This is a genomic window from Kribbella jejuensis, from assembly GCF_006715085.1.
Classification (GTDB): Bacteria; Actinomycetota; Actinomycetes; order Propionibacteriales; family Kribbellaceae; genus Kribbella; species Kribbella jejuensis.
In genome coordinates this window covers 25961-48888 of record NZ_VFMM01000001.1, presented here as the reverse complement: position 1 = coordinate 48888, position 22928 = coordinate 25961, and the positions used below count along the sequence as shown (strand labels likewise).

Genomic DNA, 22928 nt, shown 5'->3' with positions numbered 1-22928 from the left:
GGTAGCGATGAGCCCTGCCCAGAGTGCAGAGCAACCCGGGCTCGCGGAGCCGCTGCAGCGCAGCAGCAGCCGCGAAGTCCTCGACGCTTCCGACATATCCCGGGCACTGACCCGGATCGCGCACGAGATCCTCGAGCGCAACCGTGGTGCCGACCCGGTCGTCCTGCTCGGCATCCCGAGCCGCGGAGTTCCGCTGGCGCGGCGCATCTCGGCCCGGATCCAGGCCGTCGAGGGGCAGAGCGTACCGACAGGGTCACTCGACGTGACCATGTACCGCGACGACATCGGTCTCAAGCCGCCGCGGGGCCTGGAGCACACCGACATTCCCGCGGACGGCATCGACGGCAAGGTCGTCGTACTCGTCGACGACGTGCTGTTCTCCGGCCGGACGATCCGCGCCGCGCTCGACGCCCTCGGCGACATCGGCCGCCCGCGCGCGGTCCAGCTCGCGGTCCTGGTCGACCGCGGCCACCGCGAACTGCCGATCCGCGCCGACTACGTGGGCAAGAACCTGCCCACCTCGCTGGTCGAGCGGGTCACGGTCCACCTCGACGAGTTCGACGGCGAGGACGCCGTCCTGATCGCCGACAAGGGGGCGAAGTGAAGCATCTGCTGAGCGCGGCCGACCTGAGCCGGGACGAGGCGAACCTGATCCTCGACACCGCCGAGGAGATGCGGTCGCTGGCCGACCGCCCGATCAAGAAGCTGCCCGCGCTGCGCGGCCGGACCGTGGTGAACCTGTTCTTCGAGGATTCGACCCGGACCCGGATCTCGTTCGAGGCCGCCGCGAAGCGGCTGTCCGCGGACGTCATCAACTTCTCCGCCAAGGGCTCCAGCGTGAGCAAGGGCGAGAGCCTGAAGGACACGGCGCTGACGCTGCAGGCGATGGGCGCCGACGGTGTCGTCTGCCGGCACGGTTCGTCCGGCGCGCCGCACCTGCTGGCGAAGTCCGGCTGGATGACCGGCTCCGTGGTGAACGCCGGCGACGGCACCCACGAGCACCCGACGCAGGCGCTGCTCGACGCGTTCACGATGCGCCGCCACCTCGGCTCGCTGGACGGCCGCCGGATCACGATCGTCGGCGACGTCCTGCACTCCCGGGTCGCCCGCTCGAACGTCCTGCTGCTGTCCACGCTCGGCGCCGAGGTGACCGTTGTCTCCCCGCCGACGCTGCTGCCGGTCGACATGAGCAACTGGCCGTGCACCACGTCGTACGACTTCGACTCGGTGCTGCCGAAGAGCGACGCGGTGATGATGCTGCGGGTGCAGCGGGAGCGGATGAACGACGCGTTCTTCCCGAGCGCCCGCGAGTACACCCGGCGCTACGGGCTCGACCGGAACCGGATGGCGCAGCTGCCGGACGAGGCGATCGTGCTGCACCCCGGCCCGATGAACCGCGGTATGGAGATCAGCGCCGAGGTCGCCGACTCGACCCGCTCGGTGATCGTCGAACAGGTCACCAACGGCGTGGCGATCCGGATGGCCGTCCTCTACCTGTTGTTGTCCGGCACCAACGAAGGAGAACCGACCGCATGACCGCGTATCTGATCACCGGAGCCAGGATCCTCGGCGGTGAGGTGGCGGACCTGCTGATCGACAACGGCGAGATCGTTGCCACAGGCACCAACCTGCAGGCACCCGACGGTACGACGACCATCGACGCCGCCGGACTCGTCGCGCTGCCCGGGCTGGTCGACCTGCACACGCACCTGCGCGAGCCGGGCCGTGAGGACGCCGAGACCGTGTTCACCGGCACCCGGGCCGCCGCCAAGGGCGGATTCACCGCGGTGTTCGCGATGGCCAACACCGACCCGGTCGCCGACACCGCGGGTGTCGTCGAGCAGGTCTGGCGGCTCGGCCGGGACGCCGGGTACGCCGATGTGTACCCGATCGGCGCGGTGACCGTCGGCCGGAAGGGCACGCAGCTCGCGGAGCTCGGCGCGATGGCCGACTCGGCCGCCCGGGTCCGGGTGTTCTCCGACGACGGCGACTGCGTCTGGGACGCCGCGCTGATGCGCCGCGCCCTCGAGTACGTGAAGGCGTTCGACGGCGTGATCGCCCAGCACGCGCAGGAGCCGCGGCTGACCCAGGGCGCGCAGATGAACGAGGGCGCGCTGTCCGGCGTACTCGGGCTGACCGGCTGGCCGAGTGTCGCCGAGGAGGCGATCATCGCCCGCGACATCCTGCTGAACGCGCACGTCGGCTCGAAGCTGCACGTCTGCCACCTGTCCACCAAGGGCTCGGTCGAGATCGTCCGCGCCGCCAAGCGCCGCGGGCTCGAGGTGACCGCCGAGGTCACCCCGCACCACCTGCTGCTGACCGAGGACCTGGCCGCCTCCTACAACCCGGTGTACAAGGTGAACCCGCCGCTGCGGACCAAGGCGGACGTCGAGGCGGTCCGCGAGGGCCTGGCCGACGGCACGATCGACATCGTCGCCACCGACCACGCGCCGCACCCGGTCGAGGACAAGGACTGCGAGTGGAGCGCGGCCGCGTTCGGGATGACCGGACTGGAGACGGCGCTCAGCGTCGTCCAGCACGCGATGGTCGACACCAAGCTGCTGACCTGGGCCGAGGTCGCGGACCGGATGAGCTACCGGCCGGCCGCGATCGGTCAGGCCGCTGACCACGGACAGCCGCTGGTCGCCGGTGCGCCCGCGAACGTCGTGCTGTACGACCCGCGGGTCGAGCGGACCGTCGTACCCGAGGAGTCGGTGTCGCTGTCGCGGAACACGCCGTTCGACGGGATGACGCTGCCCGGCAAGGTCGTCGCGACCTTCCTGCGCGGTACGCCGACCGTCCTGGACGGTGAGCTGACCCGGTGAAGGCCGTACTAGGCATTCTCGGCACGCTGCTGATCCTCGCGGCGGGCTACTTCGGGATGTACCGGGGCTGGCGGAACCGCCAGTCCCGCCAGGCCGATCTGGCGCCGCTGCCCACGGCACCAGAATCTGACACCCGCGGCGTCGAGGGCGTGTACGTCGCCACGACCACCGCCGGCGACTGGATGGACCGGATCGCCGTCCACGAACTGGGCGTCCGCAGCATCGCGGACCTGGCCGTCAGCGCGGACGGCCTGATCTTCCACCGGCAGGGCGCGGCGGATGTCTTCATCCCCGCGGACCACCTGACCGCCGTCCGGACCGACCGCGGCATCGCCGGCAAGGTGACCGCTGAGAAGTCCGGTCTGGTGGTGGTCACCTGGACGCATGACGGCCGCTCGCTGGACACGGGGTTCCGGCCCCGTCGCAAGACCGACACCGCTGCCCTGACCGAATCCATCTCGACTCTGATCGGAGCACAATGAGTCAGCCCGCTTTGCTGGTCCTTGAGGACGGCCGCGCGTTCGCCGGTACGTCGTACGGCGCGACCGGATCCACGTTCGGCGAGGCGGTGTTCACCACCGGGATGACCGGGTACCAGGAGACACTGACCGACCCGTCGTACCACCGGCAGATCGTCACCCAGACCGCGCCGCACATCGGCAACACCGGGATCAACGACGAGGACGACGAGTCGCAGAAGATCTGGGTCGCCGGGTACGTCGTCCGCGACCCGGCCCGGGTGCCGTCGAACTGGCGGGCCAAGCGCTCGCTCGACGAGCAGCTGCAGGCGCAGAACATCGTCGGGATCTCCGGGATCGACACCCGCGCGCTGACCCGGCACCTGCGCGAGCGCGGCGCGATGCGGGCCGGCATCTCCACCGAGATCCTGGACGCCGGCGAACTGCTGCGGCAGGTGCTCGAGCAGCCGCCGATGGTGGGCGCGGACCTGGCCTCGGAAGTGACGACGTTCGAGCCGTACGTCGTCCCCGCCGAAGGGGAGAAGCGCTTCACCGTGGTCGCGCTGGACCTCGGGATCAAGTCGATGACGCCGAAACGGATGTCCGAGCGCGGCATCGAGGTGCACGTGATGCCGGCGACGACGTCGCTGGAGGACGTGCTCGCGGTGAACCCGGACGGCATCTTCATGAGCAACGGGCCGGGCGACCCGGAGACCACCGAGCACCCGACCACCCTGCTCAAGCAGCTGCTGGAGCAGAACAAGCCGTACTTCGGCATCTGCTTCGGTAACCAGGTGTTCGGGCGGGCGCTCGGGCTCGGGACGTTCAAGCTGAAGTACGGGCACCGCGGCATCAACCAGCCGGTGCTCGACCGGGCCACCGGCAAGGTCGAGATCACGGCGCAGAACCATGGTTTCGCGGTCGACGCACCGATCGAGGAGACGGTGCAGACGCCGTACGGAACCGCCGAGGTGTCGCATGTCTCGCTCAACGACAACGTGGTCGAGGGGCTCAAGCTGACCGGTCGCGACGGCCGGGTGCTTGCTTTCTCGGTGCAGTACCACCCAGAAGCCGCAGCAGGTCCGCACGATTCGGCGTACCTGTTCGACCGCTTCGTCGAGCTGATGGAGGGACGGGCCTGATGCCACGTCGCACAGACATCGAGTCGGTCCTGGTGATCGGGTCCGGGCCGATCGTGATCGGTCAGGCCTGCGAGTTCGACTACTCCGGGACCCAGGCGTGCCGGGTGCTGCGCGAGGAGGGCTTCCGGGTGATCCTGGTGAACTCCAACCCGGCCACGATCATGACCGATCCGGAGTTCGCCGACGCGACCTACGTCGAGCCGATCACGCCGGAGTACGTCGAGAAGGTGATCGAGAAGGAGCGCCCGAACGCGCTGCTCGCCACTCTTGGCGGCCAGACCGCCCTGAACGCGGCGATCGCCCTGCACGAGAACGGCGTGCTGGAGAAGTACGGCGTGGAGCTGATCGGCGCGTCCGTCGACGCGATTCAGCGCGGTGAGAACCGGGAGTCGTTCAAGCACATCGTCGAGAAGCTCGGCGCGTCCGTGGCGCGGTCGGTGATCTGCCACACGCTCGACGACGTGATGGGCGCGGCTGACCAGCTCGGGTACCCGCTCGTCGTCCGGCCGTCGTTCACGATGGGCGGCGTCGGCAGCGGGATGGCGTACGACGAGGCCGACCTGCGCCGGATCGCCGGCGCCGGGCTGCAGGCCTCGCCGACCACCGAGGTGCTGATCGAGGAGTCGATCCTCGGCTGGAAGGAGTACGAGCTGGAGGTGATGCGCGACAAGGCCGACAACGTCGTGATCATCTGCTCGATCGAGAACGTCGACCCGATGGGCGTGCACACCGGCGACTCGGTCACGGTCGCGCCCGCGATGACGCTGACCGACCGCGAGTACCAGGTCATGCGGGACCTTGCCATCGGCATCATCCGTGAGGTCGGCGTCGACACCGGCGGCTGCAACATCCAGTTCGCCGTCAACCCCGCCGACGGCCGGCTGATCGTGATCGAGATGAACCCGCGGGTGTCGCGGTCCTCGGCGCTGGCGTCCAAGGCGACCGGCTTCCCGATCGCGAAGATCGCCGCGAAGGTTGCCATCGGCTACACGCTGGACGAGATCCCGAACGACATCACCCAGCAGACGCCGGCGAGCTTCGAGCCGACGCTGGACTACGTGGTGGTGAAGGTGCCGCGGTTCGCGTTCGAGAAGTTCCCGGCCGCGGACGCCACGCTGACCACGCACATGAAGAGCGTCGGCGAGGCGATGGCGATCGGCCGGAACTACACCGAGGCCCTGCAGAAGGCGCTGCGGTCGCTGGAGAAGCCGGAGGCGCGGTTCTCCTGGGCCGGCCAGCCCGCGTCCGAGCTGGAGCCGTTGCTCGAGGCAATCAAGACGCCGCACGACGGGCGGCTGCGCACGATCATGGACGCGATCCGCGCCGGCGCGAGCCCGGAGCAGATCTTCGAGGCGACTCGCATTGATCCTTGGTTCGTGGACCAGCTCTACCTGATCCACGAGACCGCACTGCAGGTCGCGGCAGCGCCACGGCTGACTCCCGAGGTGCTGCGGCTCGCCAAGCGGCACGGGTTCTCGGACCTGCAGCTGGCCGAGATCCGCGGGTTGACCGAGGACGTCGTCCGCGGTGTTCGGCAGGCGCTCGGGATCCGGCCGGTGTACAAGACGGTCGACACCTGTGCGGCCGAGTTCAAGGCGGAGACGCCGTACCACTACTCGTCGTACGACGAGGAGACCGAGGTCGCGCCGCGGACCGAGCCGGCCGTGCTGATCCTCGGCTCCGGGCCGAACCGGATCGGGCAGGGGATCGAGTTCGACTACTCCTGCGTGCACGCGTCGATGGCGCTGCGCGAAGCCGGGTACTGCACCGTGATGGTGAACTGCAACCCGGAGACGGTCTCGACCGACTACGACACCTCCGACCGGCTCTACTTCGAGCCGCTCACCTGCGAGGACGTCCTCGAGATCGTGCACGCCGAGCTGCAGGCCGGACCGGTCGCGGGCGTGATCGTGCAGCTCGGCGGGCAGACGCCGCTGGGGTTGGCGCAGCGGCTCGCGGACGCCGGCGTACCGATCGTCGGGACGTCGCCGGCCGCGATCCATCTCGCCGAAGAGCGTGGCGCGTTCGGCAAGGTGCTCGCGGACGCGGGCCTGCCGGCGCCGAAGCACGGTACGGCGCTCTCGGCCGACGAGGCGCACGCGGTCGCGGCGGAGATCGGGTTCCCGGTGCTCGTCCGGCCGTCGTACGTGCTCGGTGGGCGCGGGATGGAGATCGTGTACAGCTCCGCCGAGCTGACCGCGGCGCTGGACCGGCTGAGCGCCGGCTCCGGGTCGTGGGAGCACCCGGTGCTGATCGACCGGTTCCTCGACGACGCGGTGGAGATCGACGTCGACGGGCTGTTCGACGGGAACGAACTGTTCCTCGGTGGCGTGATGGAACACATCGAGGAGGCCGGGGTGCACTCGGGCGACTCGTCGTGCGCGCTGCCGCCGATCACGCTCGGGAACGCCGACATCGAGAACATCCGCCGCTCCACCGAGGCGATCGCGCGCGGCGTCGGCGTCCGCGGGCTGCTGAACGTGCAGTACGCGCTGGCCGGCGACGTGCTGTACGTCCTGGAGGCGAACCCGCGGGCGTCGCGGACGGTGCCGTTCGTGTCCAAGGCAACCGCTACGCCGCTGGCGAAGGCGGCCGCCCGGGTGATGCTCGGCGCCTCGATCGCCGAACTGCGGTCCGAGGGGCTGCTGCCGGCTGAGGGCGACGGTGGCACGTTGCCTCCGACGACGCCGATCGCGGTCAAGGAGGCCGTGATGCCGTTCAATCGGTTCCGGACCATCGACGGGTCGTCGGTGGACACGGTGCTCGGGCCGGAGATGCGCTCGACCGGTGAGGTGATGGGCATCGACGACACGTTCGGTACGGCGTTCGCGAAGTCGCAGGCGGGGGCGTCGCAGCCGCTGCCGGCGGCAGGCAAGGTGTTCGTGTCGGTCGCGAACCGGGACAAGCGGCACATGATCTTCCCGGTCAAGCGGCTGGCGGATCTAGGCTTCCAGATCTATGCGACCGAAGGTACGGCGGACGTACTGCGGCGCAACGGGGTCGAGGCCGTGACGGTGCGGAAGAGCAGCCAGGGTCCCGGGCCCAACGGGGAGCCGACGATCGTCCAGATGGTGCAGGACGGCGAGCTGAACCTGATCGTCAACACCCCGATCGGCATCACCCAGGGCGGCTCCCCACGGCTCGACGGCTACGAGATCCGCAGCGCGGCGGTCGCCCGCAACATCCCCTGCATCACCACGGTCCAGGGGTTGGCCGCCGCAGTCCAAGGCATCGAAGCCCAACGCGCCGGCGACATATCCGTCCGGTCCCTCCAGGACTGGGTCCCAAGGATCCACGGTGCCTGACAGCACAGAACCCCCGGCCCCCGGAGCCCCGGGCGCCGGGGGCGTCCCGGGCGCCGCGGGCGCTGCGCGACCGCGGCGGTCGGCGTACGAGCGGGCTGTGCGGCCGGTGCTGTATCGCTTGGGGCGGGGTGACGCGGAGGTCGCCCACGAGCAGACGCTCGCCGCCCTCCGCCTCCTCGGCCACATCCCCGGCGCCACACGCGCCGGAGCGCGCCTCTTCGGCGTACCCGGCGCCGGGCCGGCGGCTGGCGGGGCGGCTCGGACCGTGTTCGGGGTTCGGTTTCCGTCGCCTGTGGGGCTTGCCGCGGGGATGGACAAGAACGGGGTCGCGTTGCGGGCGTGGCCTGCGGTCGGGTTCGGGTTTGTGGAAGTGGGGACTGTTACGGCGCATCCGCAGCCGGGGAACGAGAAGCCGCGGTTGTTCCGGCTGGTTGAGCAGGAAGCGGTGATCAACCGGATGGGGTTCAACAACCTCGGCAGCGCCGCACTCGCCGACCGGCTGGCGGCGTACGGCGCCCTCGGCTACCCGCTCGGCATCTCGATCGGGAAGTCCAAGATCACCCCACTGGCGGACGCGGTCGACGATTACGTGACCTCGCTCCGCCGCCTCTACCGGTACGGCGACTACTTCGCGGTCAACGTCAGCTCCCCGAACACCCCCGGCCTCCGCGAACTCCAGGACGCCGGCCACCTCAGGGAACTACTGACCGCCCTCCACAGCGAGGCCGCCGCCCTGACGGTGTCCGGGCTCGCCCCGAAGCCGATCCTGGTGAAGATCGCCCCCGACCTGACCACCACGGCGATCGACGAACTCCTCCAGGTCTGCACCGACACCGGCGTCGCCGGCATCATCGCCACCAACACCACGATCGACCGCCCGGGGGTCCGGTCGCACCCGTTGGCGGCGGAGATCGGCGGCCTGTCGGGCCGTCCGCTGGCGGAGATCTCGGCGAAGATCGTCGCCCACATCCACAGCCAGACCGGGGGAGCGCTCCCGGTGATCGGAGTCGGCGGAATCGTCGAGCCGGCCGACGCCACCCGCCTGTTCGACGCCGGCGCGAGTCTGGTCCAGGTGTACACCGGCCTGATCTACCGGGGGCCAGGTCTGATCCGGAAGATCAACAGGAGTTTGCCGTGAGCAACGAAATCTTGGAGAGCGACATGCGCAACAAGCCTTTCGGAACGCGGCTGCGCGCCGCCATGGATGCCCGCGGACCACTCTGCGTCGGTATCGACCCGCACCAGCACCTGCTGGATTCGTGGGGCCTGCCGGACACGGTCGAGGGCCTGGCGTCGTTCACGTACGGCGTCGTGGACGCGCTCGCGGACCGGGTCGCGGTGTTCAAGCCGCAGTCGGCGTTCTTCGAGCGGTTCGGGTCGGGCGGTGTCGCCGTCCTCGAGCAGGCCACGATCCGGCTCCGGGAGGCGGGCGCACTGGTGATCATCGACGCCAAGCGCGGCGACATCGGTACGACGATGGCCGGCTACGCGTCGGCGTACCTGTCCGAGAAGGGCCCGCTGGCGTGCGACGCGCTCACGGTCAGCCCGTACCTCGGGTTCGGCTCGCTGCAGCCCGCGATCGACGAGGCCCTGGAGGCCGGCGCCGGCCTGTTCGTGCTCGCGCTGACGTCGAACCCGGAGGGCCCGCAGTTCCAGTCGGCCCGCACCGCCGACGGCTCGACCGTCGCGGGCGCCGTACTCAACGGCCTCCGGGAGCTGAACGCCGACGCCGACGATCTCGGCTCGTTCGGCGCAGTCGTTGGCGCCACCATCAGTTCCACCGACGAGGACCTGAACATCAACGGCCCTCTCCTCGCCCCCGGCCTGGGCGCCCAGGGTGGCACCGCCGACAGCCTCACCAAGGTGTTCGGTACGGCGGTCCGCAACGTCGTGCCCTCCAGCTCCCGCGAGATCCTGGGCGCCGGCCCGGATGCCACAGCCCTTCAGGACGCCGCGGCCCGCGCGAACGACGCCTACCGTGCGGTCCTCGGCTACTGAGCTGCAGAAGGACGCCAGGCATGCGATCGTCTTGGCCATGGGTTCGGGCCTCGAGTTGTGCCGGAGGTTCTACGCCGACGTCGTGAGACCGTTGGTCGATGTGCCACACAGTGCTGCACTGATGGGGCGAGGGTCGGAGGTGCTCGGATTCGACGACGAGATGTCGACCGACCACAACTGCGAGGCGCGCGTCCTGTTGTTCACCGAGGCGCCGGCAGAGCTGCAGGTCCCGGCGGAGTTCGAGGGCCGGGCGGCCTCCGTCGAGGTGCACACGATTCGCGAGTACTTCCGGCTGCAGCTCGGCTGGGACCCGGTGCTGGTGCCGACACTGGCGGAATGGTTGACGTTCCCGGAGAGCGGCCTGCTGATGACCACCGCGGGCGCGGTGTTCCACGACGACCTCGGCCTGCAGGACGTGCGTGACCAGTTGACGTACTACCCGGACGACCTCTGGCGGTACCTGATGATCGCCGCCTGGTGGCGGGTGCACCCGGAGCTCAACCTCACCGGCCGCGCCGGGTACGTCGGCGACGAGTTGGGCTCGGCGTTGATCGGTGCGCACCTGGTGCAGGACCTGATGCGGTTGTGCTTCCTGATCGAGCGGCAGTACGCGCCGTACTCCAAGTGGTTCGGTACGGCGTTCAGCCGCCTGCCCTGTGGTCCGTCGATCGGTCCGGTGCTGCGGGACGTGCTACGGACCACGACGTGGCAGGACCGGGAAGAGGCGCTGGCTGCGGCGTACCGGGCGGTTGGGGAGTTGCACAACGAGCGGGCGATCACGGCACCGGTCGAGCTCGGGATCGAGCAGCTGTGGGAGCGTCCGTTCAAGGTCGTCTGGGGTGACTTCCCGGGGGCGCTCGCGGCCGGGATCCAGGATCCCGGCGTACGACGGCTCCTCGACCGCTGGCCCGTCGGTGGAATCGAGCAGCTGCGCGAGCTCCTGCACCGTGTGCAAGATCGTCGTCAGCTGGTGGCGCTGCTCGAGTAGAGCGTCGTGAGGAGCTGCACAGCAGACTCGGTCGCGGGATGTGGGTCCTCGCGGTGCCAGATGAGGTGTACGTCGACCGGGGGAGCGTCGCGCACCTGGCGGTACGTCACACCGTCGCGGCGGTACTGGGTCGTGGTCGCCTGGGGCGTCATGCCGACGCAGCGGCCCGAGGCGATCGCGGCCAGCCAGTCGTCGACGTCCTGCGTGTACTCGATCGCGGGGCGGCCGTCCTCGGGCCAGAGATCGACCGTCGTACTTCCGGTACGCCGGTCGATGACGAGCGTCCGTGTACGGAGCTGGTCGAGCGTCACGGCCCGCTTCCGGGTGAGCGGGTCGTCGGCCGGCAAAGCGCAGTACCGCCGCTCCTGGGTCAGCAGTACGTGGGCGAACCGGCGGAGATCGAGGTGGTTGCGGACGACGGCGAGGTCGCACAGGCCTTCGGCGAGCCCGCCGGTGGTCGTGTTGGTGCGGATCAGTTGCAGCTCGACGCCGGGATGCTCGGCGGCCCATCGACGCTGGAACTCGCGCGTGTGGCTGCCGAACGCCGACCACGCATGGCCGACCCGCAGCCGCGTGTGACCGCTGGTCGCCTCGGCCACCAGTTCGTCGAGCTCCGCGAGGATGTGCCGGGCCCTCGCCAGCACCCGGACACCGGCAGTGGTCGGGGTGAGCGACCGGCTGGTCCGGTGCAGCAGGCGCACCCCGAGTTCACGTTCGAGCGCGAGCAGATTGCGGGACACCGCCGCCTGGGAGATCCCGAGCTCGATCGCGGCGTCGGTGAACGTGCCGGAGTCGACGATCTCCACCAGGCACCGCAGCTGCCGGATATCCATGACTCCAGCGTATAGATCGCCCCGCGTCTGCATTTTGCCCAGGGCGCCGGCGAGTCGAGGCTTTTGAGCGTGCGGCGAGATCGGTTGGTCGGAGTGGCGATGATGCTCGGCAGCGGCCTGTCGACGCAGGTCGGCGCGTCGGTGGCAGCGCTGGCGTTCCCGGTGATCAGCCCGGCAGGCGTCGTCGCGATCCGGCAGTGGGTGGCCGCGGTCGTCCTGCTCGCGATCGGCCGCCCGCGCCTGCGTTCGATCACCGCCGCGCAGTGGCGCCTGATCGGCGCACTGGCCGCGGTCTTCGCGGTCATGAACCTGTCGCTCTACACAGCCATCGACAGGATAGGCCTCGGCCTAGGTGTCACCCTGGAATTCCTCGGCCCACTTTCCGTTGCACTACTCGGCTCTCGGCGCCCTCTGGACCTGGTCTGCGCACTCGTAGCCGCCCCAGCCGTCGTGCTACTTGCCCGTCCCCAACCGACAACGGACTACCTCGGTATTGCTCTGGGCCTCGTAGCAGCGTCGTGCTGGGCGTTCTACATCCTCCTCAACCGTCGCGTCGGCAAAGAGTTGCCGGGCGCAACGGGTTCCGCGGCGGCCGCGGGTCTGTCCGGTCTCGCCTACGTCCCGGTCGGCATCGTCGTACTCCTGCACCATCCCGCGACGCTCGCCGCCGCGTCGTACGCGCTGGTCGCCGGCGTGCTGTCGTCCGCCGTACCGTTCCTGGTCGACGTCCTCACCCTCCGTCGGGTTCCGGCTCAGTTCTTCGGGGTCTTCATGAGCGTCAACCCGGTACTCGCGGCCCTCGTCGGTCTGGTCGTACTGCAGCAGCGGCTCGCGATGCTCGACTGGATCGCGATCCTCGTGATCGTCGCCGCGAACGCCGTGGCGGTCACCTTCGGCGCTGACGCAGTACGTCACGAACGGGTTCCAGTCGACGGGTGCGATGTTGTTCACGGCGCGCCGGAGGTCGCGGTGACCCCGGTCTTCGGAAAGGTGTCGGCGGACGGGGAGCGACGGTCTTCCCGCGCGACACAGTGAAGGAACACGATGCGGAAGCTGGCAGCCCTCGCGGCCGTTGTAACCATGAGCGTAGGCGCCCTGACGGCCTGCTCTGGTGGGAACTACTGCGACGACCTGAAGAGCTACGTCGACACCGGCAAGAACTTGGACACCAAGAACTCCAAGGACCTCGACAAGATCCTGGACCAGTCCAAGAAGGTCGAGAAGTCCGCGCCGAAGGACCTGAAGGACGACTGGAAGACCCTGATCGACTACATCCAGAAGGTGAAGGACGCCAACGGCGACACCACCAAGCTGGCGGAGCTCGCCAAGGGCGGTGACCTCTCCAAGATCGAGTCGGCCCAGCAGGCGATCACCAAGCAGGCGAAGGACACCTGCAAGATCGACATGAGCAGCATGGGCAGCAGCAACTGACCAGCCCGGTGTGCGTGACCTGGTGGGACGGCGCTGCCCGTTCCGTCCCACCGGCCCGGTCGGGTAGTAGCGTGACGTCGTGAAGCGAACACTCGCCGTTCTCGTGACCGCGGCCACCGGTGCCGGGCTGCTGACCGCCTGTACCGACGACCAGGCGTACTGCGTCGATCTGGCCAAGTACGCCGCCAAGGCGGTCGACGTCGACCCGCAGAAGCCGGTCGACTACGTGAAGATCCTGGACGAGGCGAAGAAGCTCCAGGGCTCCGCCCCGAAGGCCGTCAAGGACGACTGGGGCGTCGTCGTCACATTCGCCGAGAAGGCCAAGCAGGCCGGCTCGGACGCGGCCGCGCTGGCCAAGCTGAGCCGGCAGACGCCGACGGTGATGACGGCGTACAAGAACATCACCACCCAGGCCAAGGACAGCTGCAAGGTCGACCTACCGGCCCTGAAGTGAAGACTCCGCGCGACAACTGCCCGGCGCCGTCCTGACCCTGGGCGGAACCCGTGTTAGGTTCCCTTGCGAAGCCATACAACGGGACAGGTGAAACGGTGCCACTTCCTACTTTGACCCCGGAGCAGCGTGCGGCAGCTCTGGACAAGGCCGCGGCGGCGCGGCGTGAACGAGCCGAGATCAAGAACCGGATCCGGCACTCGGGAGCGTCTCCGACGGAGGTGCTGCACGAGGGGCAGACGAACGACGTGATCGGCAAGATGCGGGTCAGCCAGCTGCTGCAGTGCATCCCGGGCGTCGGCAAGGTCCGGGCGCAGCAGATCATGGAGCGGGCGGGGATCTCGGAGACCCGTCGGGTCCGCGGCCTCGGTTCGAACCAGATCGCCGCGCTCGAGCGCGAATTCGCGGAGTGATCCAGGTGAGCCAGACCGAAACGCTGACTGGCTCGTTGGACACTGGTGTGACGATGACCACGCACCCGAACGACCCCGCCACCACCGGACCTGGATCCGGTGACCGGCCACCGGCCCGGCTGACCGTGCTGGCCGGCCCGACCGCGGTCGGCAAGGGGACGGTGGCGGCCGACATCCGCGAACGGTTCCCGGACATCTGGATCTCGGTCTCGGCGACCACCCGCAAACCGCGTCCGAACGAGGTGCACGGCGTGCACTACCTGTTCGTGTCGGACGCCGAGTTCGACCGGATGATCGCCGACGGTGAGCTGCTGGAGTGGGCGGTCGTGCACAAGGCCGCCCGGTACGGCACACCCCGGCAGCCGGTGCTGGACAAGCTGGCCACCGGCCGGCCCGCGCTGCTGGAGATCGACCTGCAGGGCGCCCGCCAGGTCCGCGAGACCATGCCGGAGGCTCAGTTCGTCTTCCTGGCCCCGCCGAGCTGGGACGAACTGGTCCGCCGGCTGGTCGGTCGCGGGACCGAGACCGCCGAGGAGCGTGAACGCCGGCTCGAGACCGCGGTGCTGGAGCTCGCGGCCGAGAAGGAGTTCGACGTGACGATCGTGAACGCCTCGGTTCGGGAGGCGGCCGATCAGTTGGTAAAGTTGATTCGATCACCCTCCATCTCTGGAAAGAGCTGAACTTGTCTGGCAACCAGCCCGTCGCCATCGGCATCACCTCCCCGCCGATCGACGACCTGCTCACCCACACCGACTCCAAGTACAAGCTCGTGCTGTACTCGGCCAAGCGGGCGCGGCAGATCAACGCCTACTACTCCCAGCTCGGCGAGGGCCTGCTGGAGTACGTCGGACCGCTGGTCGAGACGCACGTCCAGGAGAAGCCGCTGTCGATCGCGATGCGCGAGATCAACGAGGGCGTGCTGACCTGCACCGACATCGACCCCGAGGCCGAGGCGGAAGCCGCCGCGGCCGCGGAGAAGTCCGAGTAATCCGGACCGCACGTGCCCACGCACAAGCCGAACGTCGTGCTCGGTGTCGGCGGCGGCATCGCGGCGTACAAGGTCTGTGACCTGCTGCGGCGGCTGACCGAGTCCGGGCACAGCGTCCGAGTGGTGCCGACCGCTGCCGCGCTGGAGTTCGTCGGCGCGGCCACCTGGGCGGCGCTGTCCGGGCAGCCTGTGACGGCGGACCCGTTCGACGACGTGCAGGAGGTTCCGCACGTCCGGATCGGCAAGGCCGCGGAGCTGGTCGTGGTGGCGCCCGCCACCGCGAACCTGATCGCCAAGGCCGCGCACGGGCTCGCCGACGACCTGCTCACGAACACCCTGCTCACGGCGCGCTGCCCGATCCTGTTCGCGGCCGCGATGCACACCGAGATGTGGGAGCACCCGGCCACCCAGGCGAACGTCGAGACCCTGCGCTCGCGCGGGATCACGGTTCTCGACCCCGCCGTCGGGCGGCTGACCGGCGCCGACACCGGCCGCGGCCGGCTGCCGGAGCCGTCGGAGATCTTCGCGATCAGCCAGCTGATGCTCGCCGACGAAGCGGCCCGCGCCGCCGGTCACGAGGTCGCCGACCTCACCGGGAAGCACGTGCTGATCAGCGCCGGCGGCACCCGCGAACACCTCGACCCGGTGCGGTTCCTCGGCAACTCCTCGTCAGGCAAGCAGGGCTACGCGCTGGCCCGGATCGCGGCCGCCCGCGGCGCCAAGGTCACGCTGGTCGCGGCCAATTCCGAGCTGCCCGACCCGGCCGGGGTCCAGGTGGTTCCGGTCGTCTCGGCCCAGGACCTGTACGACGAGATCACCGGCCGCGCCGCCGACGCGGACGCCATCGTGATGGCCGCGGCGGTCGCGGACTTCCGGCCCGCGGACGTGGTCGAACACAAGATCAAGAAGACCGCCGACGGTGCCGTACCCGCCGTCAACCTGGTGCAGAACCCGGACATCCTGCACACGATCTCGCACGACCGCGCCCGTCCCGACCAGGTGATCGTCGGGTTCGCGGCCGAGACCGGCGACACCGACCACACGATCCTCGAGCTCGGCCGGGCCAAACTCGAGCGCAAGGGCTGCGACCTGCTGGTCGTGAACGACGTCTCCGGCGGCAAGGTCTTCGGTAGTGACCTCAACGAGGCCGTCATCCTGGACCGCTCGGGCAGCGCCCTCCCGGTCCCCTCCGGGAGCAAGGACGCACTGGCCGGAGTCATCTGGAACCTCGTCGCCACCCACTGGTCCTAAGAGGACAGAACCTGTCCGCTTCTGTCCCTAGTGTCGTGGGTATGGACATCAGCTGGGAGGCCGTCGTCGCGCGGCGGATGCGGCGGCACGGTTTGGTCGAGCCCGTGAGTACGGCGGTTGACGCCGTCCGGGCGATGTGTGGCGCTCATGCGCAGATCGCGTCCGCGGGGGAATTGTCCGTGGCGCTGCGGCTGGACGGGGCTGACCGGGCGGCGGTGCAGCGGGACGAGAGCCTGGTGAAGACGTTCGGGCCGCGGGGGACCGTGCATCTGCTGCCGCTCGAGGATCTGCCGATGTGGACCGGGGCGCTGTCGGCGTTGCCGTCGAGCGGGCAGCAGCCCGCGCCGATCCGGATGACCGCGGACGAGATCGACCAGGTCGTGGTCGCGATCGGCGAGGCTCTCGCGCACGACGACCTGACCGTCGACGAGCTGACCGAGGAGGTCGTACGGCGCACCGGCGAATGGGCCCGTACGCCGACGATCCCGGCGTTCCAGGGCGCCTGGGCCCGGTGGCGGCAGGCGGTCTCCGTGGCCGCGCACGCCGGCGTTCTCTGCCACGGACCGCTGCGTGGGCGGCTCACGACGTACTCGAACCCGCATCGTCTCCGCCCGTTCGACCCGATGCCCGCGGAGAAGGCGCTGACCGAGCTCCTGCACCGGTATCTCTCTTCCTACGGCCCCGCGACCCCGCAGCAGTTCGCGCGCTGGCTCAACGTGCCGCCGACGACGGTCAAGCCGTACTTCGACGACCTGCCGCGCGCGACGCTGGCAGACCATACGGTTTGGTATGCCCCGGGCGACGGCGAGTTCCCGGACGAGCGGGTGGAGGGCGTGCGGCTGTTGCCGTACTTCGACGCGTACGGCGTCGGCAGCTTCCCGCGGGAGCTGCTGTTCCCGGGCAAGGCGTTCGCCCGCGCGACCGCCCGCGGGCAGGCCGGGAACTACCCGCTGCTGCTCGTCGACGGCGTCGTCGCCGGCGTCTGGCATCAGAAGAAGTCCGGCCGGACACTGCACGTGACGGTCGAAGCGCTGACCCCGCTGAACCGGCGCCGCCGCAAGCTCCTGGAGGCCGAGGTGGACCGGATCGGTGCCATCCTCGGTGCTGCGCCGTCGCTCACACTCGGCGAGGTGACGGTCGGCGCGCACGCGTGACAGCCGGCCGGCTGTCCAATATGTGATCACCGATCTCGTATCCCGGATGAATTCGGAGTGCCGCCGGGTCTGCAGGGGAAACTGCTGGCATACTTCCCAGATGCATCGCCAACCGCCGGTGCATTGGGGGGACCGCGCGGCCGGGCCAACGCGCAGCCGGGCGGCACACGAGGAATTCGAGGGAGAATTGTGGCGAGGCGCCTTTTCACGTCCGAGTCCGTGACCGAGGGTCACCCGGACAAGATTGCTGACCAGATCAGCGACTCCATCCTCGACGCGTTGCTGGCCGAGGACCCGAAGAGCCGGGTCGCGGTGGAGACCCTGATCACGACGGGTCTGGTGGTTGTCGCGGGTGAGGTCACCACGACGGCGTACGTCGACATCCCGGGGATCGTGCGGTCGCGCATCCTGGAGATCGGCTACGACTCGTCCCTGAAGGGCTTCGACGGCGCGTCCTGTGGGGTGCAGGTCGCGATCGGGAGCCAATCGGCGGACATCGCGCAGGGTGTCGACACGGCGTACGAGACGCGCTCGGACGCGTCCAAGGACGAACTGGACCTGCAGGGGGCGGGGGACCAGGGACTCATGTTCGGCTACGCGTCCAACGAGACGCCGGAGCTGATGCCGCTGCCGATCACGATCGCGCACCGGCTGTCCGAGCGGCTCGCCGAGGTGCGCAAGAACGGCACCCTGGCGTACCTGCGGCCGGACGGTAAGACCCAGGTCACCATCGAGTACGACGGGGACCGGGCGGTCCGGGTCGACACTGTGGTGGTGTCCAGCCAGCACGCGGCCGACATCAACCTGGACACGATGCTGACCCCGGACATCAAAAAGCACGTCGTCGACCCGGTGCTCGAGCAGTTCGACATCGACGCACGCGACTACAAGCTGCTGGTGAACCCGACCGGCCGGTTCGAGATCGGCGGCCCGATGGGTGACGCCGGGCTGACCGGGCGGAAGATCATCATCGACACCTACGGCGGGATGGCGCGGCACGGCGGTGGCGCGTTCTCCGGCAAGGACCCGTCGAAGGTCGACCGTTCGGCGGCGTACGCGATGCGCTGGGTGGCGAAGAACATCGTCGCCGCCGGGCTGGCGGACCGGGTGGAGTGCCAGGTCGCGTACGCGATCGGCAAGGCCGCGCCGGTCGGCTTCTACGTCGACACCTTCGGCACCGAGCAGGTCGACGTCGGCAAGATCGCCGACGCGGTCCGCGAGGTCTTCGACCTGCGGCCGGCCGCGATCATCCGTGACCTCGAGCTGCTCCGGCCGATCTACGCGCAGACCGCGAAGAACGGCCACTTCGGCCGCACCGGCGAGGACTTCACCTGGGAGCGCACGGACCGCGTCGAGGCCCTCAAGGCCGCAGTCAACAAGTAGGTCGACAAGTAGTACGGGCCCGGCCCCGGTCACCGCGAGGCGATCGGGGCCGTGGCTTGTCCACAGCCGCCAGACCCGCCTGCTACGGACTGTCGCCGCCTCCGACTAGCATTTCCCGGTGACGTCGAACGGAGATTCCCCGCAGCAGTTGACGCTGCTGCGCGACACCGTTCGCAAGTCGCGCACCAAGGAACCGGCCGAGATCACGACGACGTTGCCGGTGGCCCGGATCGCGGTCGACGTGTCGCTGCCGCACCTGGACCGGCCGTTCGACTACCTGGTGCCGGACGACCTGGCCGCGGCCGCGCAGCCCGGCGCGCGGGTGAAGGTGCGGTTCGCCGGTAAGGACCTGGACGGGTTCGTGCTGGAGCGACTGGCCGAATCCGACCACGACGGCAAGCTGGTCCGGCTGCGCAAGGTGGTGTCTCCCGAGCGCGTGTTGACGCCCGAGATCGCGGACCTCTGCCGGGCCGTCGCCGACCGGTACGCCGGAGTGCTCGCGGATGTCACGCGCCTAGCGGTCCCGCCCCGGCACGCGAAGGTGGAGAACGAGCCGCTGCGCTGCGACCAGCCCGCGCGCCCGCCGGCGTCGACGTCGCGCACCGAGTGGTCGCCGTACCCTCCTGGCTTTCTCGACGCGATCGCGCGGGGCGAGGCACCGCGGGCGGTGTGGACCGCCGTACCGGGGGCTGATTGGCCGCTGGCGTTCGCGCAGGCTGCCGCGGTGTGTGCGGCGTCCGGTCGCGGGGCGTTGCTGCTGGTGCCCGACGCGCGGGACCTGGAGCGGTTGGCGGCCGCGTGTACGGCGGTGCTGGGGGAGTCGGGGTTCGTCACGTTGTCGGCGGATCTGGGGCCGACGGCCCGTTACCGCGCGTTCCTGGCCGCGTTGCACGGGCGGGCGCGGGTCGTGATCGGGACGCGCGCGGCAGCCTTCGCGCCGGTGGCGGATCTCGGGCTGGTGGCCATGTGGGACGACGGCGACGAGTCGTACGCCGAACCGCGCGCGCCGTACCCACATGCCCGCGAAGTCCTGCTGTTGCGGGCGTTCCGGCAGCAGTGTGCCGCGCTCCTCGGGGGGTTCGCGCGGTCCGCGGAGGCGGCGGCGTTGATCGAGTCCGGGTTCGCGCACGAGCTGATCGCGGACCGGAAGGTGATCCGCGCGGCGGCGCCGTCGGTGCACATCGCGGGGGAGTCGGACATCGACCTGGCGCGAGACCCCTCGGCGCGGGCGGCGCGGTTGCCGCACCGGGCGTTCGAGATCGCGCGCGAGGGCCTGCGCTCCGGGCCCGTGCTGGTGCAGGTCCCGCGCGCCGGATACCTGCCGAGCCTGGTGTGCCAGACGTGCCGGGCGCCGTCGCGGTGCTCGACGTGTGGCGGGACGTTGCGCCGTACCGGGGGATCCGGGCCCGCGAGCTGCAGCGTGTGCGGACGGCCGGCGGCCGACCATCGCTGCCCGGAGTGTGGCGACACCCGGATGCGCGCGGCGATTATCGGTGCGCGTCGTACGGCGGAGGAACTCGGGCGCGCGTTCCCCGGAGTCGTCGTGCGTACGTCGGGCGGCGACAACGTGCTCGACTCGGTCTCCGAGGCCCCTGCGTTGATCGTCACCACGCCCGGAGCCGAACCCGTGGCCGAGGGCGGGTACGCAGCAGCACTTCTGCTCGACACGTGGCTGATGCTCTCCCGCCCCGACCTCCGAGCTGCCGAAGAAGCTGTACGCCGTTGGTTCAACGCCGCCGCTCTGGTGCGCGCCGGCGCACCGGTGATCCTCGTCGGCGACCCGTCCGCCCTCCCGCTCCAGGCCATCGTCCGCTGGAGCCCCGAGGGCTACGCCCTGCGCGAGATCGAAGAACGCCGTACCGCCCGCCTCGCCCCGGCCGCCAAACTCGCGGAACTCACCGGCCCGCCCGAGTCCGTGAACGACCTGATCGCCCGCCTCCGCGACCTGATCCCGCCGTCGGCCGGCCTGGAAGTCCTCGGCCCGGTCGACATCGACGACGAGACGGCGCGCGCCGTGGTCCGCACCCCTCGGACTCACGGCGCGACTCTGGTCCGTTCCCTCAAGGAAGCCCAATCCGCCCGCGCCACCAAGAAGAGCCCCGGCACGGTCCGCGTCCAGGTCGACCCACCCACCTTCGGCTGAGCTACCGTCCGAACGCTCGCCTGGTCGCCGCCGCGGTGGTCGTGAAGTACTCCGCCGGCTCGAGGAACCACCACTCGTCGAAGGGCACACCGTTGGTGAGGTCGCGGCGATAGCCGAAGCACACCAGGTAGAGCGGCCTGATGTACATCACGCCTTCGAGGCGGTCGAGTTCCTCGTCGGTCAGCTCGACGTGCTTGCGGTAGGCGCTGACGACTGCCTCAACGCGCTCGACGTCGGTGGATCTGGTCGGAGCCCAGTTCCCCGTTCCCCACAGCAGGTACGCCAGATCGGAGAGCCGAGGCCCGCGCCCGGACGCCTTCCAGTTGATTGCCAATGGCCCGTTCTTGCCCATGGTCGCGTGATCGGGAGCATGCAGCAGGTTGCCGTGTACCAGGCCCTCGGGCAGACCGTCGCCGTCGTCCGCTGAGCGCACCTGGTCGAGCAGCTGCTCGAACCGCGCGCGATCGGCCGCCGCGACCTTCGTGTCCACGGCGTCGAGAAACGCCAAGCCGGCCAGGAGATCCTGCCGTGGCGTCCCCATTCGACGCGGGTCCTCACCACTCGCGCCGCCGGGCCGGCTGACCGATTCGTCGAACGGCAGCGCGTGCAGTCGGCCGAGCAGATCACCCATGATCGCGAACCCGGTCTCGTCCGGAAGCCGGGTGCTCTCGACGTATTCGGTGACGAGAACGGCGCTTCCGTCGCACTCCGACACCGCGTCCTCGGCCGCGAGCCGTTCCGCTGGATAGTCGTGCTGTTCCAGAAAGCGCAGGATCGCCGCGTCGCCCTCGACGTCGGCCCGCGACCGAGCCGGCGGAAATGCTCGCGCGATCCACGGCACGCCGTCGTTCCGGTCGATGCGGAACACGTACGTCTTGTGCACGCTGACCTTCGTCGCCGCGACCGCGTCGATCCCGTAGTGATCCCGTAGATGGACGAGCAGCCGGTCGCCGTCCGGCTCGTGGTAGATGCGGTCGGTGAGCCCTTGGAGATCCGTCAGGGCTTCGGTGTACCGCTGCCCGGTCTCCTGCGCGTGCCGCCGTACGACCTTCTTGAAATTGCCGTCCTTGGTCATGACAAGCCTCCTCGTCGACACCTCCCGGACCGTCGCTGCGGTTGTCAAGGATCAGGCGGTTGTCGCGAGGGGCGTGGAGGCGGAGAGGAGTTGGTTGCCGAGCGAGGTGCGGTGGTAGAGGACGGTGCGGCCGTCGCGGCGGGACGTTACTACGCCGGCGTTGCGGAGGATGCTGAGGTGGACGCTGAGGGTGGGGGCCGAGACGCCTAGCTGGTTGGCCAGGTGGGTGGTGGACATCGGGAGGTCCAGGTGGCTGACGATCGCGGCTCTGGTGCGGCCTACCAGGTCGGCGAGGGGTGAGTCGGTGGTGTCCTGGCGGTCTTCCCAGAGGCGGCCGAGACCCCGAGGTGGGTAGGTGATGGTGGGGACGTGCGGTGCGGCGGTGACGGCCAGGCCGGCGGGCCAGGTGAAGACGCAGGGGACCAGCAGGACGCCCTGGCCGGTCATCGGTTCGCCGTCGCAGCAGTACGGGCGGTCGATCTCGATGCGGTCGCTGCGGTAGTGGATCGACGGGTGCAGGTTGCGGAACAGGCGTTCCAAGCCGCCGCTCGCCAGTTCGTCCAGGCGGAACGCGAGGTCTTCCTGGAGCAGGGCGCGCATCCGGCGCCAGTCGGGTTCGATGGCGCGGCGCCAGTACGACTCCAAGGCGGACGTGATGCGCTCCAGACCGCGCGCCGGATCGGCGATCAGCTCGGGCAGCAGCGGATGCGGGGTGTCGGTGTGCAGCTTGCCGAGCTCGCTCACCACCAGGTCATGGGGCGTGGCGGCGATCGCGGCCAGGCCCGACTCGAAGCTCGTCGACCGTCGCGGCGGCGCGGGCGTGACGAAGTCGGGCACGTAGCCGTACGGCGGAATAAGGGCCTTGAGCAACGTCAGGTCGTCGCCCTCGATGGTCGGCCGGACCTTCTGCAGCCACGGGCCGTGCACGCTGCGCGCGGTGTTGTTGCTCAGCGCCCGGACACTCGTCATGGTCTCCCACAGCGGCGACAGCGCGAACCGGATCCGCCCGACGTCCGCCGCGTTCAACCTGATCGTGATCACCGGCCAAGATTAGCCCTGGGACTAATCGTCGACAATGCCACGGCGACCC

Annotated in this window: 22 protein-coding genes; 19 read left to right on the top strand and 3 right to left on the bottom strand. The window is 69.8% G+C overall.

Translation table 11 applies throughout. The features are described from left to right. Positions 1 to 7: 7 nt before the first annotated feature. From pyrR to FB475_RS00200, 9 genes are all read left to right on the top strand, one after another. The gene (gene pyrR / locus FB475_RS00240; RefSeq protein ID WP_238331884.1) at positions 8 to 604 is read left to right on the top strand and encodes a bifunctional pyr operon transcriptional regulator/uracil phosphoribosyltransferase PyrR; all 597 of its coding nucleotides are present in this window, start codon (positions 8 to 10) and stop codon (positions 602 to 604) included. Further along, positions 601 to 1536 (top strand): aspartate carbamoyltransferase catalytic subunit, encoded by a 936-nt coding sequence (locus tag FB475_RS00235; RefSeq protein ID WP_141851348.1) that lies wholly within the window; start codon positions 601 to 603, stop codon positions 1534 to 1536. The genes pyrR and FB475_RS00235 overlap by 4 nt, the downstream gene beginning before the upstream one ends. Further along, positions 1533 to 2825, top strand: a complete 1293-nt coding sequence (locus FB475_RS00230) for a dihydroorotase (RefSeq protein WP_141851346.1) — start codon at positions 1533 to 1535, stop codon at positions 2823 to 2825. Before FB475_RS00235 ends, FB475_RS00230 begins: the two co-directional genes overlap by 4 nt. Continuing rightward, positions 2822 to 3307, top strand: coding sequence for a PH-like domain-containing protein (locus tag FB475_RS00225; protein ID WP_141851344.1), 486 nt, complete (start codon positions 2822 to 2824; stop codon positions 3305 to 3307). The genes FB475_RS00230 and FB475_RS00225 overlap by 4 nt, the downstream gene beginning before the upstream one ends. Next, positions 3304 to 4425: a glutamine-hydrolyzing carbamoyl-phosphate synthase small subunit gene (gene carA, locus FB475_RS00220; RefSeq protein ID WP_141851342.1), complete on the top strand. Its 1122-nt coding sequence runs from the start codon at positions 3304 to 3306 to the stop codon at positions 4423 to 4425. Before FB475_RS00225 ends, carA begins: the two co-directional genes overlap by 4 nt. Further along, entirely contained in the window at positions 4425 to 7730 is a 3306-nt protein-coding gene (carB, locus tag FB475_RS00215; protein ID WP_141851340.1) for a carbamoyl-phosphate synthase large subunit, read from the top strand. Before carA ends, carB begins: the two co-directional genes overlap by 1 nt. Beyond that, entirely contained in the window at positions 7723 to 8868 is a 1146-nt protein-coding gene (locus FB475_RS00210; protein ID WP_272952049.1) for a quinone-dependent dihydroorotate dehydrogenase, read from the top strand. Before carB ends, FB475_RS00210 begins: the two co-directional genes overlap by 8 nt. A gap of 23 nt (positions 8869 to 8891) precedes the next feature. After that, positions 8892 to 9728, top strand: a complete 837-nt coding sequence (gene pyrF / locus FB475_RS00205; RefSeq protein ID WP_141857715.1) for an orotidine-5'-phosphate decarboxylase — start codon at positions 8892 to 8894, stop codon at positions 9726 to 9728. A gap of 121 nt (positions 9729 to 9849) precedes the next feature. Continuing rightward, positions 9850 to 10716: a DUF4037 domain-containing protein gene (locus tag FB475_RS00200; RefSeq protein WP_202878215.1), complete on the top strand. Its 867-nt coding sequence runs from the start codon at positions 9850 to 9852 to the stop codon at positions 10714 to 10716. Here FB475_RS00200 and FB475_RS00195 read toward each other — a convergent pair. Next, a complete protein-coding gene (locus FB475_RS00195; RefSeq protein WP_141851336.1) occupies positions 10692 to 11549 on the bottom strand; it encodes a LysR family transcriptional regulator in 858 nt (285 codons plus the stop codon). The two genes, FB475_RS00200 and FB475_RS00195, sit on opposite strands and share 25 nt — an antisense overlap. Positions 11550 to 11618: 69 nt before the next feature. On the opposite strand from FB475_RS00195, the gene FB475_RS00190 reads away from it, so the two are divergent. The 10 genes from FB475_RS00190 (at position 11619) to FB475_RS00145 (ending at position 20763) form a co-directional block, all read left to right on the top strand. Beyond that, a complete protein-coding gene (locus FB475_RS00190; RefSeq protein ID WP_238331883.1) occupies positions 11619 to 12584 on the top strand; it encodes an EamA family transporter in 966 nt (321 codons plus the stop codon). Between the two features lie 45 nt (positions 12585 to 12629). Beyond that, a complete protein-coding gene (locus FB475_RS00185; RefSeq protein ID WP_238331882.1) occupies positions 12630 to 12980 on the top strand; it encodes a hypothetical protein in 351 nt (116 codons plus the stop codon). 79 nt (positions 12981 to 13059) lie between these two features. Continuing rightward, positions 13060 to 13434: a hypothetical protein gene (locus FB475_RS00180; RefSeq protein ID WP_238331881.1), complete on the top strand. Its 375-nt coding sequence runs from the start codon at positions 13060 to 13062 to the stop codon at positions 13432 to 13434. 95 nt (positions 13435 to 13529) lie between these two features. Continuing rightward, positions 13530 to 13844 carry an integration host factor, actinobacterial type gene (gene mihF / locus FB475_RS00175; protein WP_141851332.1) on the top strand — a complete coding sequence of 105 codons (315 nt, stop codon included), beginning with the start codon at positions 13530 to 13532 and terminating at the stop codon, positions 13842 to 13844. A 53-nt stretch (positions 13845 to 13897) separates the two neighbouring features. Continuing rightward, a complete protein-coding gene (gmk, locus tag FB475_RS00170) occupies positions 13898 to 14524 on the top strand; it encodes a guanylate kinase (protein WP_141857712.1) in 627 nt (208 codons plus the stop codon). A gap of 2 nt (positions 14525 to 14526) precedes the next feature. Continuing rightward, positions 14527 to 14832, top strand: a complete 306-nt coding sequence (rpoZ, locus tag FB475_RS00165) for a DNA-directed RNA polymerase subunit omega (RefSeq protein ID WP_141851330.1) — start codon at positions 14527 to 14529, stop codon at positions 14830 to 14832. A 12-nt stretch (positions 14833 to 14844) separates the two neighbouring features. Beyond that, entirely contained in the window at positions 14845 to 16083 is a 1239-nt protein-coding gene (gene coaBC / locus FB475_RS00160) for a bifunctional phosphopantothenoylcysteine decarboxylase/phosphopantothenate--cysteine ligase CoaBC (RefSeq protein WP_141851328.1), read from the top strand. A 41-nt stretch (positions 16084 to 16124) separates the two neighbouring features. Beyond that, positions 16125 to 17237 (top strand): winged helix DNA-binding domain-containing protein, encoded by a 1113-nt coding sequence (locus tag FB475_RS00155; protein ID WP_141851326.1) that lies wholly within the window; start codon positions 16125 to 16127, stop codon positions 17235 to 17237. A 189-nt stretch (positions 17238 to 17426) separates the two neighbouring features. Further along, on the top strand, positions 17427 to 18620 hold the full coding sequence (gene metK / locus FB475_RS00150; RefSeq protein WP_141851324.1) for a methionine adenosyltransferase: 1194 nt from the start codon (positions 17427 to 17429) through the stop codon (positions 18618 to 18620). A gap of 118 nt (positions 18621 to 18738) precedes the next feature. Continuing rightward, complete coding sequence (locus tag FB475_RS00145; protein WP_141851322.1) at positions 18739 to 20763, top strand: primosomal protein N'; 2025 nt, start codon at positions 18739 to 18741, stop codon at positions 20761 to 20763. A 1-nt stretch (position 20764) separates the two neighbouring features. Here FB475_RS00145 and FB475_RS00140 read toward each other — a convergent pair whose 3' ends face one another. Together FB475_RS00140 and FB475_RS00135 are read right to left on the bottom strand one after the other, a co-directional pair. Continuing rightward, positions 20765 to 21838 carry a phosphotransferase enzyme family protein gene (locus tag FB475_RS00140; protein WP_141851320.1) on the bottom strand — a complete coding sequence of 358 codons (1074 nt, stop codon included), beginning with the start codon at positions 21836 to 21838 and terminating at the stop codon, positions 20765 to 20767. A gap of 51 nt (positions 21839 to 21889) precedes the next feature. Next, positions 21890 to 22879 (bottom strand): ArsR/SmtB family transcription factor, encoded by a 990-nt coding sequence (locus tag FB475_RS00135; RefSeq protein WP_141851318.1) that lies wholly within the window; start codon positions 22877 to 22879, stop codon positions 21890 to 21892. Between the last annotated feature and the right edge of the window lie 49 nt (positions 22880 to 22928).

Excerpts from the sequence above, each read along its gene's own strand:
- FB475_RS00230 (WP_141851346.1), top strand. The coding sequence starts at position 1,533 with ATGACCGCGTATCTGATCACCGGAGCCAGGATCCTCGGCGGTGAGGTG.
- FB475_RS00200 (WP_202878215.1), top strand. The coding sequence starts at position 9,850 with ATGGGGCGAGGGTCGGAGGTGCTCGGATTCGACGACGAGATGTCGACC.
- pyrR (WP_238331884.1), top strand. The coding sequence starts at position 8 with ATGAGCCCTGCCCAGAGTGCAGAGCAACCCGGGCTCGCGGAGCCGCTG.
- pyrF (WP_141857715.1), top strand. The coding sequence starts at position 8,892 with ATGCGCAACAAGCCTTTCGGAACGCGGCTGCGCGCCGCCATGGATGCC.
- gmk (WP_141857712.1), top strand. The coding sequence starts at position 13,898 with ATGACCACGCACCCGAACGACCCCGCCACCACCGGACCTGGATCCGGT.
- FB475_RS00185 (WP_238331882.1), top strand. The coding sequence starts at position 12,630 with ATGAGCGTAGGCGCCCTGACGGCCTGCTCTGGTGGGAACTACTGCGAC.
- carA (WP_141851342.1), top strand. The coding sequence starts at position 3,304 with ATGAGTCAGCCCGCTTTGCTGGTCCTTGAGGACGGCCGCGCGTTCGCC.
- FB475_RS00195 (WP_141851336.1), bottom strand. The coding sequence starts at position 11,549 with ATGGATATCCGGCAGCTGCGGTGCCTGGTGGAGATCGTCGACTCCGGC.
- FB475_RS00140 (WP_141851320.1), bottom strand. The coding sequence starts at position 21,838 with ATGACCAAGGACGGCAATTTCAAGAAGGTCGTACGGCGGCACGCGCAG.
- carB (WP_141851340.1), top strand. The coding sequence starts at position 4,425 with ATGCCACGTCGCACAGACATCGAGTCGGTCCTGGTGATCGGGTCCGGG.
- FB475_RS00155 (WP_141851326.1), top strand. The coding sequence starts at position 16,125 with ATGGACATCAGCTGGGAGGCCGTCGTCGCGCGGCGGATGCGGCGGCAC.